The 17,360-nt window shown below is 72.5% G+C and carries 13 protein-coding genes; 4 read left to right on the forward strand and 9 right to left on the reverse strand.

Features of this window, described 5'->3' with window-relative positions:
• Positions 1-192: 192 nt before the first annotated feature.
• The 4 genes from A3CQ_RS0138565 to A3CQ_RS0138580 form a co-directional block, all read right to left on the reverse strand.
• Complete coding sequence (locus A3CQ_RS0138565) at positions 193-1,371, reverse strand: alpha/beta hydrolase (protein WP_245577533.1); 1,179 nt, start codon at positions 1,369-1,371, stop codon at positions 193-195.
• A gap of 126 nt (positions 1,372-1,497) precedes the next feature.
• Entirely contained in the window at positions 1,498-2,886 is a 1,389-nt protein-coding gene (locus A3CQ_RS0138570; RefSeq protein WP_020516318.1) for an NAD(P)(+) transhydrogenase (Re/Si-specific) subunit beta, read from the reverse strand.
• Positions 2,883-3,167 carry an NAD(P) transhydrogenase subunit alpha part 2 gene (locus A3CQ_RS0138575; RefSeq protein ID WP_020516319.1) on the reverse strand — a complete coding sequence of 95 codons (285 nt, stop codon included), beginning with the start codon at positions 3,165-3,167 and terminating at the stop codon, positions 2,883-2,885. Before A3CQ_RS0138575 ends, A3CQ_RS0138570 begins: the two co-directional genes overlap by 4 nt.
• Positions 3,164-4,312: an NAD(P) transhydrogenase subunit alpha gene (locus tag A3CQ_RS0138580; protein WP_020516320.1), complete on the reverse strand. Its 1,149-nt coding sequence runs from the start codon at positions 4,310-4,312 to the stop codon at positions 3,164-3,166. Before A3CQ_RS0138580 ends, A3CQ_RS0138575 begins: the two co-directional genes overlap by 4 nt.
• Positions 4,313-4,393: 81 nt before the next feature.
• Between A3CQ_RS0138580 and A3CQ_RS0138585 the strand changes: the two genes are divergently transcribed.
• Entirely contained in the window at positions 4,394-5,413 is a 1,020-nt protein-coding gene (locus A3CQ_RS0138585; RefSeq protein ID WP_026206680.1) for a zinc-binding alcohol dehydrogenase family protein, read from the forward strand.
• A gap of 20 nt (positions 5,414-5,433) precedes the next feature.
• Positions 5,434-6,153 (forward strand): acetoacetate decarboxylase family protein, encoded by a 720-nt coding sequence (locus A3CQ_RS55580; RefSeq protein WP_020516322.1) that lies wholly within the window; start codon positions 5,434-5,436, stop codon positions 6,151-6,153.
• Here A3CQ_RS55580 and A3CQ_RS0138595 read toward each other — a convergent pair.
• The 4 genes from A3CQ_RS0138595 to A3CQ_RS0138610 form a co-directional block, all read right to left on the reverse strand.
• Positions 6,139-6,807, reverse strand: a complete 669-nt coding sequence (locus A3CQ_RS0138595) for a M15 family metallopeptidase (RefSeq protein ID WP_040433790.1) — start codon at positions 6,805-6,807, stop codon at positions 6,139-6,141. The two genes, A3CQ_RS55580 and A3CQ_RS0138595, sit on opposite strands and share 15 nt — an antisense overlap.
• Positions 6,800-6,946 carry a hypothetical protein gene (locus A3CQ_RS61340; protein ID WP_020516323.1) on the reverse strand — a complete coding sequence of 49 codons (147 nt, stop codon included), beginning with the start codon at positions 6,944-6,946 and terminating at the stop codon, positions 6,800-6,802. The genes A3CQ_RS0138595 and A3CQ_RS61340 overlap by 8 nt, the downstream gene beginning before the upstream one ends.
• 113 nt (positions 6,947-7,059) lie before the next feature.
• Entirely contained in the window at positions 7,060-8,691 is a 1,632-nt protein-coding gene (locus tag A3CQ_RS0138605; RefSeq protein ID WP_020516324.1) for a methyl-accepting chemotaxis protein, read from the reverse strand.
• 135 nt (positions 8,692-8,826) lie between these two features.
• Positions 8,827-11,937, reverse strand: coding sequence for a hypothetical protein (locus A3CQ_RS0138610; protein ID WP_020516325.1), 3,111 nt, complete (start codon positions 11,935-11,937; stop codon positions 8,827-8,829).
• A gap of 291 nt (positions 11,938-12,228) precedes the next feature.
• Here A3CQ_RS0138610 and A3CQ_RS0138615 point away from each other — a divergent pair, with 291 nt between their 5' ends.
• A complete protein-coding gene (locus A3CQ_RS0138615; protein WP_020516326.1) occupies positions 12,229-13,749 on the forward strand; it encodes a methyl-accepting chemotaxis protein in 1,521 nt (506 codons plus the stop codon).
• 68 nt (positions 13,750-13,817) lie between these two features.
• Here A3CQ_RS0138615 and A3CQ_RS0138620 read toward each other — a convergent pair whose 3' ends face one another.
• Entirely contained in the window at positions 13,818-15,335 is a 1,518-nt protein-coding gene (locus A3CQ_RS0138620; protein WP_020516327.1) for a methyl-accepting chemotaxis protein, read from the reverse strand.
• Positions 15,336-15,468: 133 nt separating this feature from the next.
• On the opposite strand from A3CQ_RS0138620, the gene A3CQ_RS0138625 reads away from it, so the two are divergent.
• Positions 15,469-17,358, forward strand: coding sequence for a propionyl-CoA synthetase (locus tag A3CQ_RS0138625; protein ID WP_020516328.1), 1,890 nt, complete (start codon positions 15,469-15,471; stop codon positions 17,356-17,358).
• Positions 17,359-17,360: the final 2 nt, after the last annotated feature.

Below are 17,360 nucleotides of genomic sequence, written 5' to 3' on the forward strand. Positions count from 1 at the left end.
CCGGGCGTCGGCGGGTTGGGCCAGGGCGCCCGCGGTGAGGTCGGCGGTCGGGAGGGCCGAGTGGGTGCCGGTTGGTCAGGCGCGATCCTCCGCGCTGGGCCGGCGAGCGGGAGCGTCGTGGGCGGCGATTGGGTCGGGCGGGAGCCTCCGCGCTGAGGCCGGCGGTCGGGAGCCCCGCATGGCGCCAGGGGCTCAGGCGCGGGCGACCGCGATCAGGCCGTCGGCGAAGGTTCGGCGCCAGTTCACGTAGTCGTGGCCGCCCGAGTACTCCGCATAGGCCACCTCGTACCCGTGGCCGACCAGGGTGTCGCGCATCTCGCGGACCACCGAGAGCTGGGAAGGCGCGCCGCCCGGGCCCGGCATCGTCTCGCGGAGGCCTACGTCCAGGTAGAAGCGGACGTCGACGCGGGGGTACCGGGTCACCTGGCGGATCAGCCAGCGCGGGGCGCCCTCGGCGGGGCTGGGCCACCAGAAGCTGCCGGACTGGGCGATCACGCCGCCGAAGAGCTCGTGGGCGCACATGCCCACGTAGGCGGCGGCCAGGCCGCCTCGGGAGACGCCGGCGATCAGGTTGCCGCGGCGGTCCCGGCCGGCGCCGAGGGTGGTGCGGGCCCAGGGCATCAGCTCGTGCTCGACGAACTCGTGGATGGGGCGGGCGGGGGCCAGGTCGCGTTCGCGGCTCGTCTCGTAGGTGCCGACGAACAGGGCGGCCATCGGCGGGATCGCGCCGGCCGCGATCAGGTTGTCGAGCACCGTGGGGACGCGCAGGACGTGCCGGGCCAGGAAGCCGTCGAAGACGACCAGCACGGGCAGGCCGTCGGTGGGCGTGCCGGCGGGGCGGTAGAGCGCGACCGGGCGGGGGCGGCCGAGCGCGGCGCCGGGGAGCGTCAGCTCGGTGACCGTTCCGGCCGGGACGCCGGGGCGGGTGCGGCTCCACGGCTCGGGCGGGGCGGCCGGCAGCTCGAGCAGCGACAGCCAGCTGTCGCGGTCGTCGGGGTCGGCCGGGTCGGCGGGGAAGTAGAGCCGCTCCGGGTTGGCCGCGTCGACGTGGGTGTCGCCGGCGCCGGTCTCGTCGCGGGGTGCGTGCTCGGCGTCCTCGTGCGCGAGGCAGTAGATCGTGCGTACCGAGGCCGGCAAGCGCTCGGTGCCGTGCCACAGGTCGGTGCCGGGGGCGCGGCGCAGCGGCACGTCGACGCCCCACCACGCCCGGGTCGACGCGGCCTCGCCCCGCCACAGGAACGTGACCAGCACCGACTCGTCGTCGCAGGGCTCGATCAGCGGGGTGCCGCGGGCGCACGTCTCGGCCCAGAAGTCCTCGACGGACGATGGGGCAAGAGCGGACAGCAAGCGGCTGATGCGTGGACTCTGCAAGGCGTCGGCTCCCACCCGTCCGGTGCCCCATCGTGCGTTCCCGCAACCGAGCGTTCCAAGCCCCTCACGACGTGTCAAGTGACTGAAATCGATGAGTAAGACCCGGGAAAGCAACCCCTAAGATCTCTATCCCGCGTACGCGTGCAGCCCGCTGAGCAAGGCGGCAAGGCCGGCCTTGGCGTCCGCGAACAACATCGCCGTACGCGGATCGGTGTAGAGCTCGTTGTCGATGCCCGCGTAGCCGTGCCCGAGGGAGCGCTTGAGCACGATGACCGAGCGGGCCTTGTCGACGTCGAGGATCGGCATGCCCGAGACGGGGTTGCCGGGCCGTCGCGCCGCCGGGTTGGTCACATCGTTGGCGCCGACCACGAGCACCACGTCGGTGCGGGCGAACTCCGGGTTGCTCTCCTCCAGGTCGCGCAGCTGGTCGTAGGGGGCGTTGGCCTCGGCGAGCAGCACGTTCATGTGACCGGGCATCCGGCCGGCGACCGGGTGGATCGCATACGTGACCTCCACCCCGTGCGCGGTGAGCGCCTCGGCCAGGGCGACCGCCTCGTGCTGGGCCTGGGCGGCGGCCAGTCCGTAACCGGGGACGATCACGACCTTCCCGGCGTACGCGAGCTGGATCGCCGCATCGTCGGCGGTGATCTCCCGTACGGGAGCCGATGCGGAACCGGCGCTCACCGTGACGGCGTCGCCGGTGCCGTAACCACCCGCGATGATCGCGCTGATCGGCCTGTTCATGGCGTCGGCCATGAGCTTGGTGAGGATCGCGCCCGCCGCGCCGACGAGCCCGCCCGCGATGATCAGCGGGGTGCTCTCCAGGACGAAGCCGGCCATCGCGACGGCGGTGCCGGTGCAGGCGTTGAGCAGCGAGATCACCACCGGCATGTCGGCGCCGCCGATCGGCAGCGTGAGCAGCACGCCCGCGGCCAGCGCCGCGATCGCCACCACGGCCAGCAGCCAGTTCGAGCCGTCACCGACGAACCAGACGCTGAACAGGACCGCGATCGCGGCGAGCCCGGCCGAGATCAACCGGCCGAACGGCACGACGAGCGGGCGGCCGGGGATGCGGCCGGCCAGCTTGCCGGAGGCCACGAGCGAGCCGGTGAACGTCAGCGCCCCGATCGCCACGTCGAGCGCACCGGTCACGGCGGCCTGCGTGGTCGCGGTGTGATCGCCGAGCGCGATGAGGGCCGCCGCGCCGCCGCCGACCGCGTTGAACAGGCTCACCAGCTGCGGCATCGCGGTCATCTTGACCCGCCGCGCGGCGACCAGTCCGGCCGTGCCGCCGGCCACCGCGCCGATCACCAGGGCGACCACGGCGCCGGTGGTCACGACGCCGCCGTGGCCGAGCACGACGGCCGTGGTCAGGATCGCGACGGCCATGCCGGCGGCCGAGATGCGATTGCCGCGGCGGGCGGTCGCGGGCGCGTTCATCAGGTGCAGGCCGATCACGAAGCTGACCGCGCAGGCGAGATAGACCAGGTGGACGATCGTGTCGAAGGCGCTCATGACCGGCTCCGGAACATCGCCAGCATCCGGTCGGTGACCACGTAACCGCCGGTCACGTTCATGGCCGCGCAGAAGGCGGCGACCGCGAGCAGGACGTAGCCGCCGATGCCGGTCACCGTCGCGGCCAGCAGCATCACGCCGACGATCACGACGCCGTGGATCGCGTTCGCGCCGGACATCAGCGGCGTGTGCAGGGTCGCCGGCACCTTGCTGATCACCTCGAAGCCGACCAGGAGGGCGAGCGTGAACACCGTCAGGTCGGCCAGCAGCATCGGGCTCATGAGTGGATCTCCTTGCTGTCGTCGAGCAGGGCGCGGACCCGCGGGTGCACGACCCGCCCGCCGTGACTGACGGTCACCGCGCTCAGGATCTCGTCGTCGAGGTCGAGAACGACCTCTCCGTGCGGCATCAGCATTGCGAGCAGGGCCAGCACATTTCGCCCGTACGCGGTGGATGCGGCGCCCGGGACGGTGGAGGCGAGGTTCGCCGCGCCGATCACCGTGACGCCCTCGGTCGTGACCGTCCGGGTGTCCGGAATCGATCCCTCGACGTTGCCGCCCTCGGCCGTGGACGCCAGGTCGATGACGACCGAGCCCGGCCGCATCCCGGCCAGCGCGGCCGCCGTCACCAGCAGCGGCGGCCGCCCGCCCGGCACCTGGGCCGTGGTGATCACGACGTCGAACCGGGGGACCGCGCCGGCCATCCCGCGCAGCTGCGCCTCGGCCTCGCCGGCGGTGAGCTCGCGGGCGTAGCCGCCCTCGGCCTCGGCCCGGGGCGTGGACAGCTCGAGCACGGCCGCGCCGGTCGAGGCGAGATCGGCGCGGGCGGCGTCGCGTACGTCGTAGCCGGTGACCTGCGCGCCGAGCCGCCGCGCGGTGGCGATCGCCTGCAGCCCGGCGACACCGGCGCCGAGCACGAGGACCTGGGCGGGCCGGGTGGTGCCGGCCGCGGTCATCAGCATCGGGAAGAAGCCGGGGTACGCCTCGGCGGCCAGCAGCGCCGCCTTGTAGCCGGCCACGTTCGCCTGCGAGGTCAGCGCGTCCATCGACTGGGCCCGGCTCAGCGTGCGGGGCAGCAGGTCGAGGCTGATCGCGGTCAGACCGGCGGCGGCCAAGCTCTGCGCGAGGGCGGGGTCGCCCAGCGGCCCGAGCAGCCCGACCAGCACCTGGCCGGGGCGGGCGGACGCGAGATCGCCGGGCGGGCGCAGGCAGAGCAGGACGTCGCTGTCCGCGTACACCTGCCCGCGCGGGACCACCACGCAGCCGGCGTCCGCGTATCCCACGTCCTCGAACCAGGCCCGGCGCCCGGCGCCGGCCTCGACCAGCACCTCGACGTCCTGTTTGCGCAGCCGCGCGGCCCCGTCCGGGGTGAGCGCGACCCGCCGCTCCCGCCCCTCCGACTCCAGCAGCACCCCGACCGTCGTCATGTCCACCTCGTTGTAGATCCGACCCGTCCACCTCGACTCTGTCCCAACACGGCGCGATCAGCCACCCGTGTTATGACCAAGATGGAGAACGGAGGTGGGGTCGTGTACGGATGGCGCGTTGTTTCGCCCGGGGCTGACATCAAGAGTGCGCTCCGGCGTTCGGAGATGCCCGTGCCGCGGCCGGGTCCGGGGGAGTTGCTGGTGGCGGTGGACGCGTGCGGCGTGTGCCGGACCGATCTGCACGTCACGATGGGGGAGCTGCCGCCGCACCGGCCGTCGGTGGTGCCGGGGCACGAGGTGGTCGGGCACGTGGCGGCGCTCGGTGACGGGGTGGCCGAGTTCCGCGAGGGCGATCGGGTCGGCGTGGCGTGGCTGCGCTCGACCGACGGTGACTGCCGGTTCTGCCTCTCCGGTCGCGAGAACCTCTGCCCGAACTCGCTGTACACCGGATGGGACGCCGACGGTGGCTACGCCGAGTACACGACGGTGCGGGCCGACTTCGCGTACCGCCTGCCGACCGGGTACTCCGACGAGGAGCTGGCGCCGCTGCTGTGCGCCGGGATCATCGGTTACCGGGCGCTGACACTCGCGTCCCTGCCGCCGGGCGGGGTGCTCGGCATCTACGGGTTCGGGGCTTCGGCGCACCTGACGGCCCAGGTCGCGCTGGCCCAGGGCGCGCGGGTGCACGTGTTCACCCGGTCGCCGCGGGCGCAGAAGCTGGCGCTGGAGCTCGGCGCCGCGTCGGCCGGGAGCGCGTCGGAGCCCCCGCCCGAGCCGCTCGACTCGGCCGTGATCTTCGCGCCGAGCGGTGACCTTGTGCCGGTCGCGCTGCGTGCCCTCGACCGGGGCGGGACGCTCGCGGTGGCCGGCATCTACCTCACCGACATCCCGTCGCTGAACTACGACCGCGAGCTGTTCCAGGAGCGGACGCTGCGCAGCGTCACCTCGAACACCCGCGACGACGGGCGGCGGCTGCTCGACTTCGCGGCGGGCCATCATCTGAAGGTGTCCGTCGATCCGTACCCGATGAATCGGGCCGCCGATGCCCTCGCCGATCTCGCGGCCGGAAGGGACGACGGCGCCGCTGTTCTGCGGCCTTGAGGGACGCTAAGGTCGGGCGCATGGCCGAGCGGGTGGGTGCCGGGACCTGGTCGATACAGGGTGAGACGGTCACGCTGCCGGTGACGATCACCGACGCCCGGATCACCGCGGCCGTCTTCGCCGCGCCCGCCGCCGGCGCCCGCGAGGTGCTCTCCGGGGTGCCGCTCAAGCCGCTGACCTTCTTCGGCCGGGCGATCACGTTGCTCATGGCCATCCACTACGGTCCCTGGGCGCTCAAGTCCTACGACGAGGTCGGCGTCGGCCTGCTGGTGCGCGGGCCGCGCGGCCGGCCCGGTCTGCACATCGTCGACCTGCCGGTGACCGGGGCGTTCACCCGCGAGGCCGGGCAGGACTTCTGGGCGCTGCCGAAGTGGCTGATGGACGCCGATCTGTTCTTCGGCGCCCGGGCCACCGAGGTCACGGTGCGCACGAACGGCGCCGAGGTGCTGCACGCCGAGGTCCGGAACGGCAAGCTGCGCCTGCCGTTCCGGACCCGTCTGTCGCTGCCGGCCTGGTCCTACCTCGATCACGGCGCGCAGGCGGGACGCCTGCTGCGCGGCCGGCTTCCGATGCATCTGTCCGGCGCCCGGGTGGGTCGCGGTGGTTTCGACGTACGCCTCGGGGAGCACCCGATGACGCGCAGGATGCGCGCCCTCGGGATGCTCGGCCGGCCGTTCCTGACGGTGACCGGCGCCCGGCTGACCGGGCCGCTCGGCGAGTTCGCCTCATGGCAGGGTTAGCACCATGCCCGGCCTGATCTTGTTGGGATCGGGGCCGATGACCTGCTTGTTCTTCTGGTAGAGCGCGTTCCAGCCGCCGTTGACGCGCAGCCGGTTGGCGATGGCGGACAGGTTGTCGCCGCTGGCGACCGTGTACTTGCGGGACGTGATGTTCTTCGGCGGGATCGGCGTGGCCTTGGCGATCAGCTCGCTGCGCGCCTTGGCCAGCATGTCGTCGGCGTCGGCCGGGCCGCCCATGAACTCGAAATGCATCGGGTCCTTGTGGTCGTGGCGGTAATGGCCGCCCCAGGCGAAACCGTACCGATTCCACAGGGCCACGAACCAGCCCGGCAGATTCGTGTGCACCTCGCCGTGGAAGTTCTCCGGATTGCGATCCCAGTTCAGATCGACGGCCAGGCCCCAGGAATGGTTGCTGGCCTTTCTCGTGTTCTTGATCGGGCGGTTGACGTATCCGCCGCACGTCTTCGGGTTGAAGCGGTACCCGCGCCGCTCGCTCTCGTCGAGCAGGATGTCGACCAGCGGGGCGATCCTCTTGTTCACGTTGAGCCGGGTGCCGGAGCGGTCGGCCCGCACCCTGGCCTGGTCCTTCGTGCGGTCGGCCGGCCAGCCCTCGCCCCAGCCCTTGGCCCGGGGGCCGACGGAGTAGTCACTCATCGAGAACCGCATCGGGCACCTCCTCGGGCTCGGGCTGGTCGGAGGAGTCGACGTCGGCGTCGTGGTCGGGCGGCTCGGGCAGGGAATCGTCCCAGCCGGCGAGCCGGGAATCGTCGCCGGCTTTGATCGTGTCGCTCATTTCGTATCTCCTTTCTGGTTCCCCAGAATGGAAAACGAAATGGTCGCGGTCAACGATTGCGTCGTATCCGGGACGCAATGTATCTGGCCGTGGACTCGGGCCCCTTGTAGTCCTCAAATGGTGAAGCGGCGCACCACGCGGTCGAGGTCGTCGGCGAGCCGGGCGAGCTCCGCCACCGTGGCGTCGGCCTCGGCCAGCGTGGTGGTGGTGGACTGGGCGGCCGTGGCGACGCCGCCGATCGTGCCGGCGATGTTGGTGGTGCCGCCCGAGGCGTCGCCGACGCTGCGCGACATCTCGGTGGTGGTGGCGGTCTGCTGCTCGACCGCGCTGGCGATCGTGAGCTGGTAGTCGTTGATCCGGGCGATGATGTCGGCGATCCGGGTGATCGCGTCGACCGCGCTGGCCGTGTCGGCCTGGATCGTCTCGACCCGGCGGGAGATGTCCTCGGTGGCCCGGGCGGTCTCCTGCGCCAGGTCCTTGACCTCGCTGGCGACGACGGCGAAGCCCTTGCCCGCCTCGCCGGCCCGCGCGGCCTCGATCGTGGCGTTCAGCGCGAGCAGGTTGGTCTGCTCGGCGATCGCGGTGATCGCCTTGACCACGTTGCCGATCTCGGCGGAGCTGTCGCCCAGCTTCGCGACGGTGTGGTTGGTGGCCGCGGCCACGTCGACGGCCTCGGCGGCGACCTGCGCGGCGTCGTTGGCGTTGCGGGAGATCTCCCGGATCGACGCGCCCATCTGCTCGGACCCGGCCGCCACGGTGGTGACGTTCGCGGAGACCTCGCCGGCCGCGGTGGCGACGGCGTTGGCCTGCGACGCCGTCTCGTCGGCGCTCATGCCGATCCGCTGGGTGACCTCGGTGAGGCGGCGAGCGCTGGACCCCAGCGTGCGGGACCCGGTCGTCAGGTCCTCGACGGTCTCGCGCAAACCCGCGCGGGCCCGGTTCACGGCGGCGGCCATCACGCCGATCTCGTCGCGCGCCCGCACCTCGGCGGCCTTCGTGAGATCGCCCTCGGCGACCGCGTCGAGCGCTTCCCCCACCGTACGCAGCTGGGATTTGATGCTTTTGGAAAGCGGAAGCACCAGGCCCAGCGCGAGCAGGACGCCGACGACCAGCGCGGTGTACATCAGCGTGCGGGCGTTGCGGTACTGGGCGCGGGCGTCGGAGGCCAGGCGCGACGACTCGGCCCGCTCGACCGACTGCAGGTGGGTCAGCGCGTCGGTCATGTCCTTCTGGGCCTTCTGGAAGACGGGCCCCCGCTGCGCGACGGTCGGCGCGGTGAATCCGGCCGGGGCGGCCATGCCGAACGAGACGACGTCCCGCAGATTCTGGAAGTTCTGGTAGGCCGCCATGAACTGGTCGACGGCGGTGAGCCGGGCCTGCGAGGACTTCGCGGTCTGCTGGTACGAGGCGATCGCCGCGCTGACGGCGGCGTCGGCGGCCTGCCGAGTGGTGTCGGCCGACGCGTTCTTCACCTGGTGCAGCAGCATGGCCCGCCAGTCCAGCCCCACCCCGTCGCTGACCTTGCCGAGGTACAGCGCGCTCTCCACGTGCGTGGCCCGCATCTCGTCGAGCGTGTCGCTCAGCTTGGTCATCCGGGTGACCCCGAGGATTGCGATGATCAGCGCCACGACGGCCATGGTCAGCACGGCGGCGAGCAGCTTCGTACTGACCTTGAGGTCGGCGATCCACCCCAGGAACGCGTTACGCGGAACCGTCACCTCGACGGCGCTGATCCGGTCAACCATCTCGATCCACTTCCTTCACCTACGTTCTGTAGGACCCTTCGGCCCACTGCTCTGATGTGTGAGCGTTCAATGTCCGGCCCGGCGCCCGGCCCAGCCCGGCGCGATCACCGCTGCCGTCACGAGACCGGGGGCACGTCAGCCGATCGCCCGCGCCAGGCGTGCGGCCTCGCTCCGCAGGCGCGGATCACCCACCCGCTCGGCGGCCGCCGAGAGCCCGTCGAGCTCCCCCCGCGCACCGGTCGCCTCGGCCGCCTCCGCCGCGACTCCCACCAGCTCGGCGAGACCCACCGGCGCGGGATCGAGACGGAGCAGTCCCGGCACCGCGGCGTAGGCCAACGCCCACACCAGATGCCAGGCTCCCGCCCGCCCCGCGCCGGCCAGGCTGCCGGCCACGCGTGCGGCCGTGCCCACCAGCGCGGTCTCGCCCACGTCGTCGCCGATCAGCAGGCGCAGCTCTCGCCCGAGAAGCCCGGCGTCCAGCCCACCGTGCGCGGCCAGATGCACGAGAGCGTCGACCGCCGCGTCTCGCGCGCTCGCGTGCTCGGCGCCCAGCCCGCGCGCGAGAGCGATCGCCATCGCCGCCCCGAACGGTCCCTCCGCTCGCGCGAGCGCCGCCAGAACCTCGCCGTCCAGCCCGTCGGGGCCGGCCCACGCCAGGCAGTGCACCGTCGCGACCTCCCGGTGGCTGGGCAGCACCATCGGCCAGCACCGCGCGTCGTGCCCGCCCTCGTCGTCGCCCGGCCGCGCGGCGAGCAGGGGACGGAACACAGCGGATGCTCCGCCGCCGGCGTCCAGCCGCGCGGTGAGCGGTCGGTCGAGCGGCGCCGTTGCTCCGCCGGTGCCGTGAGGCTGCGCGGTGAGCGTGCCGGCAGGCTGTGCCGCCTCGTCGCCGGGGGCGTGCGGCTGCTCGGTCAGCAGGCGGTGGAGCACCGCCGATGCTCCGCCGATAGCGTCCGCGTGGACTCCGGCGTCGGGCGCCCAGGCCGATGGGACCAGGCGGCCGAGCGTGACCGTCCGGCGGGTGGGGTCGCCGGGGGTTGGCCTTGCGGCCGTCGCCGGGTCGGGGAGCCCGCCTGCCCGCAGCCAGGCCGCGTATCGCCGTCCCGCAGGCGACCGCAGGCGGGCCGAGGCGGCGACGACCGCCGGGTCCACGTGCCTGGGGAGGCGGAGCAGGGCCTGCGTCAGGTCGTGCGGAGCGGGCTGCCAGCCGTCGCGTTCGGCTTCCAGCAGACGGAACAGGACACGCGCGGGGTATACGTGACCGTCTGCCGTGGCCGGCGTGGCCAGCAGGGGCGGGGGCGCGCCGGCGGCCAGGTGCTCGGCCAGCTCACGAATGCGGCCCAGCACCATCGCCTGCGGGGGCGGGACCGCGGCACGCCGTCGCGGGTCGCCGAGGCGGCGCCGGTGGGCTATTCCGTTGTCTCGTAACGGGTGTGTGGTTGTCTCCCGGGAACCACCGTACCGATTCGGCCTCGCCGGCGCGTCAGACCGTGGTACGAAATCGCCCCGGCCGTGTGCCAACGCGCGGATCAGCACGTCGAGCGGCGATTCCGTCCCCCGCAGCAGCGGAGTCAGCGCGACGGCCAGGGCCGCCCGGTCGGATCGGGCGAGGGTGGCCAGCCCGGCCAGGATTCGTTCCAGCGCCACGGGTTCCCACGGGTCCGGGCGCCGTGCCGCCATCTCCTCCGCGAGCTCGGCGACCGAGGCGATCGGTGCCGGCATCGGGTCGGCCGTCATTCGGATGGGCGCGGCCGGAAACTCCCGTGGCCGCATCGGGGAGACCGCGCGCGCTTCGGCGACGGAAATCCCCGTCGCGAGCCGGTCGATGGCCGGACCCAGCACATCGGGGGTGACCGGATTCGGCGCGGCTGCCTCCGGCGCCCACGAGAGCAACGAAGCAGGTGAGGTCGAGGCGGCAGCGGAGAGCGGTTGCTGGCGCTCCGGAGGAGGCGCGGCCGGGTGGGCCGCAGGCGGCAAAGACGCCCGCTCCGGCGAGGAAGCGGCCGTTTCCGCGCGGAACTCGGGCAGAGCAGGCGTCGCCTCGCGCAGGACGACGGAGCCGCCAGGCAGCCTGTCCAGTGCCTCGCGAGCCAGCATGACCAGGTCCGGCGATTCGTTGGCCAGCCCGGCCGCCATCGCCTCGAGGATCGGGCGGCCACCCTCCGGGCGCCGCGCCGCGGCCTTGGACATCCAGCCCAGCTGCGTCCTGAAAAGCTTCTTCTCGGTACGGAGGAGCACCGCTCGACCCGCGGCCCCAACCGTCGCCAGGTCGAGGCGCCCCGCCTCGTCCAGGGCGATCAATGCCTCCTGGGCCAGCCCCGCCACCGCCGCCTCCGGCCCGGCGAGAAGGCGCACAAACTCGGCCCGATGCTTGGCCAGCTCGGAAGTGGCCGGCGCGAGCAGTCGATAGAGCGCAACGACCATGCGCAGCGAGCCGCCCGGGCCCGGCGAACCCATCCGGCGCAGCGCCAGCCGGATCAGCGCACCCCGCTCGAGCCGCCCCGACGAGGCGAGCCGCGCCAGCGCCCCCGCCCACCGGTTGTCGAGGACGACGTGATCGGGCGGGAAGAACACCCGCGGCAGCAGCCGATCGAGCCACGGATCCTCGGCAAGCCGGTCCGCCAGCCTCTCCCCGGCCGTACTCCGCTCCCGGATCCACCGAAGAGCCACCTCGTCCGTCCCCGGCGGCGGCACCTCCGCGGCCAGCAGCAGCGCCTCGGTGACCGCCCACTCGCCGGGCCAGGCCGCCCGCGCCCGCAGCTGCCGCGCCATCGCGCCCGCGACCGTGAGCATGCGCGGCCGCCCGTCGGCGGACAGCACCCGCACGATCGCCTCGAGCGTCGCGGCCGACGGGCAGTGCCGGAACCGCCGCGACCGCAGCCACTGGACCACCCGGTCGGCCCCGGCCAGGCATCCGGCCCCCGCCACCAGGAGCGTCGACTCGCGGCGCTCCCGGTCGGCGTGCCCACCGCGCCGGCGCGGCGGTGGCCCCGTTTCAGCCGCGAAAGTGGAGACCAGCCCGCCGAGCGCCCGCCGCGCGGGTTCGCCGACGGTGAGCAGCACGTCGGCCATGTCCTCGGCCGTGCCGTGGTCGACCAGCGCGCGCAGCTCGGTCTCGCCGAGCCGGCGTTCGGGCGGGCGTCCGCGACGGCGCGGCGGGGCCGGGCGTCCGGCGATGTTCGGCGCCAGCCGACCTTCGGGAGGGGAGGGGAGCTGGTAGCCGACGGTCTTGGAAACCGCAGCCATGATCGCGACCGTACCGCCCGCCTCGCCCGCTTCGCGGTGTTTCGCCCGAAGAGGCCGGGAGCGAGGACGGCAATGGCGCTACCAGGCCGAAAGCCGCATGAATCGGGCGTACCGGAAGGTCGGACCTTATCGGTGCCCGGCCGTCCAGATTCGGAACTTTGCCGCTGTTCCTCATCCCGGGGCGCTTCGGTGCCGATCTTCCCTAAGCGAAGGCGCGACAGGAGGACTGGGATGGGGCTGGCTAGGGCGTTCGACAACAGGTCGTTGCGAACAAAGATTGGTACGGCCGTCTTGACCGCCACGGTCAGCGGCCTGATCGTCGGTGGCGTCGCCATCGGCACGCTGCGCGCACAGAATTCCGACGCCGCCTCGGCGCAGCGCCGGACGATCGCGGTCGAGGCCGCGGCGGGCTCGTTCGCCAAGAACATCGAGGCGTACAGCGGCAGCTTGTCGGCATTGAAGCTGTACCCGACGCTGACCGATGTCATCCAGAAGGGCATCGACGCCGACAAGGCGGCGGTGACCGACGCTCTCGCGAGCCTGTCGGCGAGCCTGGCCGGCGACTCGGCCGGCGCCGCGGCGGTGGCGAAGGCCAACACCGACTGGCAGGCGTTCCTGGACTTCAACAGCAAGGACTACACCAAGCTCACGCCGGCCGAGCTGGGCAAGGTCGCCGAGGACTACAACAAGGTCTACGGCGCCCTGGTGGCGGACGAGTCGACGCTGCAGGCCCGGGCGCAGGCGCTGTCCGACGAGAGCATCGCCAGCGCGAAGAAGGCCGGACGAACGGCGACGTACACCGTGACCGGGCTGCTCGCGCTGGGTGTGCTGCTGAGCCTGACGCTCGGCTTCCGGGTGGCGGGCCGGGTGCGCGGCGACGTGCAGGGCGTCGCGCGCGTGGCCGAGGGACTCGCCGAGGGCGACCTGACCCGTACCTCGGGGGTCGACACGGCAGACGAGGTGGGCCGCATGGCCGCGTCCCTGGACAAGGGCCTCAGCCGCCTGCGCGAGGACCTCGTGCAGCTGGCCGGCAACGCCGGCACCCTGAACTCGGCGGCCAGCCAGCTGACCGCGGTCTCCGGCCAGGTCGACTCGGCCGCGACCGAGGCGTCGGCGCAGGCCGGCTCGGTGGCCGCCGCGGCCGACGTGGTCTCCAACAACCTGCAGGTCGTCAGCGCCGGCTCGGAGGAGATGGGCTCGGCGATCCGGGACATCAGCGTCTCCACGACCGAGGCGTCCGAGGTGGCCGTGCAGGCCGTCGAGGTGGCCGCGCAGACCAACGCGATCGTGGCCCGGCTCGGCGAGTCGTCCAGCGAGATCGCCACGGTGGTCAAGACGATCACCGCGATCGCCGAGCAGACCAACCTGCTGGCCCTGAACGCCACCATCGAGGCGGCCCGGGCCGGGGAGTCGGGCAAGGGCTTCGCGGTCGTCGCCGGCGAGGTCAAGGACCTGGCCCAGGAGACCGCGAAGGCGACCGAGGACATCTCCCGCCGGGTGCAGGCGATCCAGCTGGACACCGGCGGCGCGGTCACCGCGATCGGCGAGATCTCGGCGATCATCGAGCGGATCAACGGCATCCAGCTGGCGATCGCCTCGGCGGTGGAGGAGCAGACGGCCACCACGCAGGAGATGAACCGCACGCTGTCGGAGGCGGCGGCTGGCGCCGGCAACATCGCCCAGACGATCGGCACGGTCTCGGACGCGACCCGGCGCACGTCGGGCGCGGTCGGCGACACCCGCGCCGCGGCCGACGAGCTGGCCCTGACCGCGAACCAGCTGCAGACGCTGGTGGCGAGGTTCCGCTACTAGAACGGACGGGGCGGCGGCCCGAAGGCCGCCGCCCCAAAGATCCAAAAGCCCCAAAACCCCAGGAAGACTCAGCGCTCGAAGGCGTGGGCCATCGTGGCCTGCTCCTCGAGCACTTCACCGATCCGGGCCTGTACCGCGTCCATCTGCCCGATCGTGTCGCTGGTGGTGCGGATCCCGGCGGCCACCGACTCGGCCGTGGACTGCAGGGCGGCGATCTGCTCGCTGACCCGCTTGGTCGCCTCGGCGGTCTCCCGGGCCAGCTCCTTGACCTCCCCGGCGACGACCGCGAAGCCCTTGCCGATCTCGCCGGCCCGGGCCGCCTCGATGGTGGCGTTCAGGGCCAGCAGGTTGGTCTGGTCGGCGATCGAGGTGATCACCTTGATGACGTCGCCGATCGAGTTGGAGGCGTCGCCGAGGGCGGTCACGTCGCCGGTCATGTCGGAGGCGCGGCCGACCGCCTCGTCGGCGACCCGGGCCGCGTCGTTGGTGGCCGCGCGCAGCCGGTCGACGGTGTCGAGGAGGGCGCGGGCGTTGGTCGCGGAGATTTCGGCGCTGCGCACGATGTCCAAGCGCTGGGAGACGAGCTGCGCCACGTTGCGCAGGGCCGAGGCGCGGGACTCGCTGAGGTCGATGAACTCGGTGGTGAAGAAGTCCATCGTGCCGACGATGCGGTCCAGGCTGACGATCGGGAAGCAGACGCCGGAACGGACCCCGGCCCGAGTCGCGGCCGGCGCCCGCACGCAGTCGGTCAGGTCTCCGATGTTGCGTACGAAAACCAGATCCCGCTGCCGCCAGGCGCGCCCGGAAAGCCCGACCCCCTCGGCGAAGGTCGCCGCCAGCGTCACCTTGCGGAACTCGTCGCCCGCCGAGCCGGACTCGACCTTGAACCTCAGCACGTTGTCCTGCTCCTCGATCTCCCAGTAGGAGCCGTAGGCCCAGCCGAATGCCGTGCGGACCGCGTCGAGCGCCGACTTGAGCGCCTTGGCGGAGTCATTCGTGTGTCCGAGGGCGCCGACGACAGTGGTCACGGCGAGCCGGTCGTCGGCGAGCTGGCGGGTGATGAAGGCGGCGAGCGCGGCCTGCCGGGCCTGCTCGGCGACCCGCATGATCGCGCCCCACTTGCTGATCAGGGCATTGTCCACGGCGACCTCGGTGCGGCCGTAGAACTCCAGGACGGCGGTCACCGCGCCGTGGTTGCAGATCGGCATGGCCACCGCCGCGCGGCAGCCCGAGCGCAGGGCGGCGGCGAGACGCGCGTCGCCGTCCGCGGCCCGTTCGTCGGCGTAGACCGGCTCCCGCGAGCGGATCGCCCGCTGGACCAGGCCGGGCCGGTCGGCGGTGCCGGCGAGCGCCGGGACGAGCCGGCCGACCTCGTACTCCAGCCGGGCGGCGCCGTTCTCGACCAGCCACGCGGCGACGTACTCCATGTCGTAGAACTCGACGTACGTGGAGGCGAGGATGCGCCAGGTGCTGGCCTCGTCGGTCGCGTTCTCGAGGTTGGCCACGAATTCCTCGAGCGCCTCGATGTCGCGAGGATTGCGCTGCACCGCGGGCCGGTCAACGGTCCGGCTTCCGAACAGACCCATGAAATCAGACTACTGAGTGAAATCCCGCTTTTTTCGGTAATACGAAGGTTGCACCGGCCGGTTCGGCGCAAACGTCGCACCATTCGGCGCAACTTCCTGGACGCGGCGGGCGGAGAGGGTGCTGACTGATCGTATGGGCGAATACCGGCGGGCGTACGAGCGGAGCGTGACCGATCCCGAGGGCTTCTGGCGGGACGCGGCCACGATGATCGACTGGGTGACGCCGCCGGGCCGGATCCTCGACGACGACAACCCGCCGTTCGCCCGCTGGTTCCCGGGCGCCACGCTGAACACCTGCTACAACGCGCTCGACCGGCACGTCGAGGCGGGGTACGGAGCCCGGGTGGCCCTCGTGCACGACAGCCCCGTCACGGGCGTGCTCACGTCGTACACCTATGGGGGTCTGTGCGACGAAGTCGCGGTTTTCGCGGGCGCGCTGCGCCGGCTGGGAGTCGCGCAGGGTGACCGCGTCGTGATCTACATGGCGATGATCCCGGAGACCATGGTGGCCATGCTGGCCTGCGCGCGGCTCGGCGCGGTGCACTCGGTGGTGTTCGGCGGCTTCGGCGCCAAGGAGCTGGCGGCGCGCATCGACGACGCACGACCGAAAGTGATCGTGGCCGCCTCGTGCGGGGTGGAGGCCGGGCGGGTGGTGCCCTACCTGCCGATGCTCGACGCCGCCCTGGACGCGGCGAGCCACCAGCCCGCGAAATGCGTGATCTTCCAGCGGCACCAGCACCCCGGCTCGCTGCGGCACGGGCGCGACGTCAGCTGGGCGGAAGCGGTCGACGGCGCGTCACCGGCCGAGTGCGTGCCGGTCGAGGCCACCGATCCGCTGTACATCCTCTACACCAGCGGCACGACCGGGAAACCCAAGGGCGTGGTGCGCGACAACGGCGGGCATGCCGTCGCGCTGCGGTGGTCGATGAAGTCCATTTTCGACACCGGGCCGGGCGACGTGTTCTGGGCGGCGTCCGACGTCGGCTGGGTGGTCGGCCATTCCTACATCGTGTACGCGCCGCTGCTCACCGGCGCGACGACGGTCCTCTACGAGGGCAAGCCGGTCGGCACCCCCGACGCCGGCGCGTTCTGGCGGGTCGCGTCGCAACACAAGGTCAACACCATGTTCACCGCGCCCACCGCGATCCGTGCGATCAAGAAGGAGGACCCCGAGGGCGCCACGCTTCGCGGGCGCGACTTGAGCTCGCTGCGATTGCTTTTTCTGGCGGGGGAGAGGCTCGACCCGCAGACGTACGCCTGGGCCGGCGACCTTCTGCGCGTACCGGTGATCGACAACTGGTGGCAGACCGAGACCGGCTGGCCGATCGCCGCGAGTCCCCGGGGCATCGAGGAACTGCCGACCAAGCCGGGCTCGCCGTCGTTCCCGGTGCCCGGGTACCGGGTGCGGGTCGTGGACGCGACGGGCGCCGACGTGCCGGCCGGGGAGGACGGCTCGATCGTGCTGCGACTGCCGCTGCCGCCCGGCTGCCTGCCGACGCTGTGGGGCGACGACGAGCGGTACGTGCGCTCGTACCTGTCGGCGTACCCCGGGAACTATCTGACCGGCGACGGCGGCCGGTTCGATGAGGACGGCTACCTGTACGTCATGGGCCGCACCGACGACGTGATCAATGTGGCCGGTCACCGGCTCTCCACCGGCGCCATGGAGGAGGTGCTGGCCGGGCATCCCGCGGTCGCCGAGTGCGCCGTGATCGGCGTGGCCGACCCGCTCAAGGGGCAGCTGCCGCGCGGCTTCGTGGTGCTCAAGAGCGGCGTCGACGCCGACCCGATCGGCCTCGAGGAGGAGCTGGTCGCGCTGGTACGGGCGCAGATCGGCCCGGTCGCGTCGCTGCGCCGGGTGGACGTCGTCGCGGCGCTGCCCAAGACCCGCTCCGGCAAGATCCTGCGGCGGACCATGCGCGGCATCGCGGACGGCAACGAGGAGCCGCCACCGTCCACGATCGACGATCCCGCCGTCCTGGACAATTTGCGGCCGATCCTGCTGGACCAGCGGGGCCGGTAGGC

Origin of the sequence: Paractinoplanes globisporus DSM 43857, from assembly GCF_000379645.1 — a bacterium.
In the GTDB taxonomy this organism is placed as follows: domain Bacteria; phylum Actinomycetota; class Actinomycetes; order Mycobacteriales; family Micromonosporaceae; genus Actinoplanes; species Actinoplanes globisporus.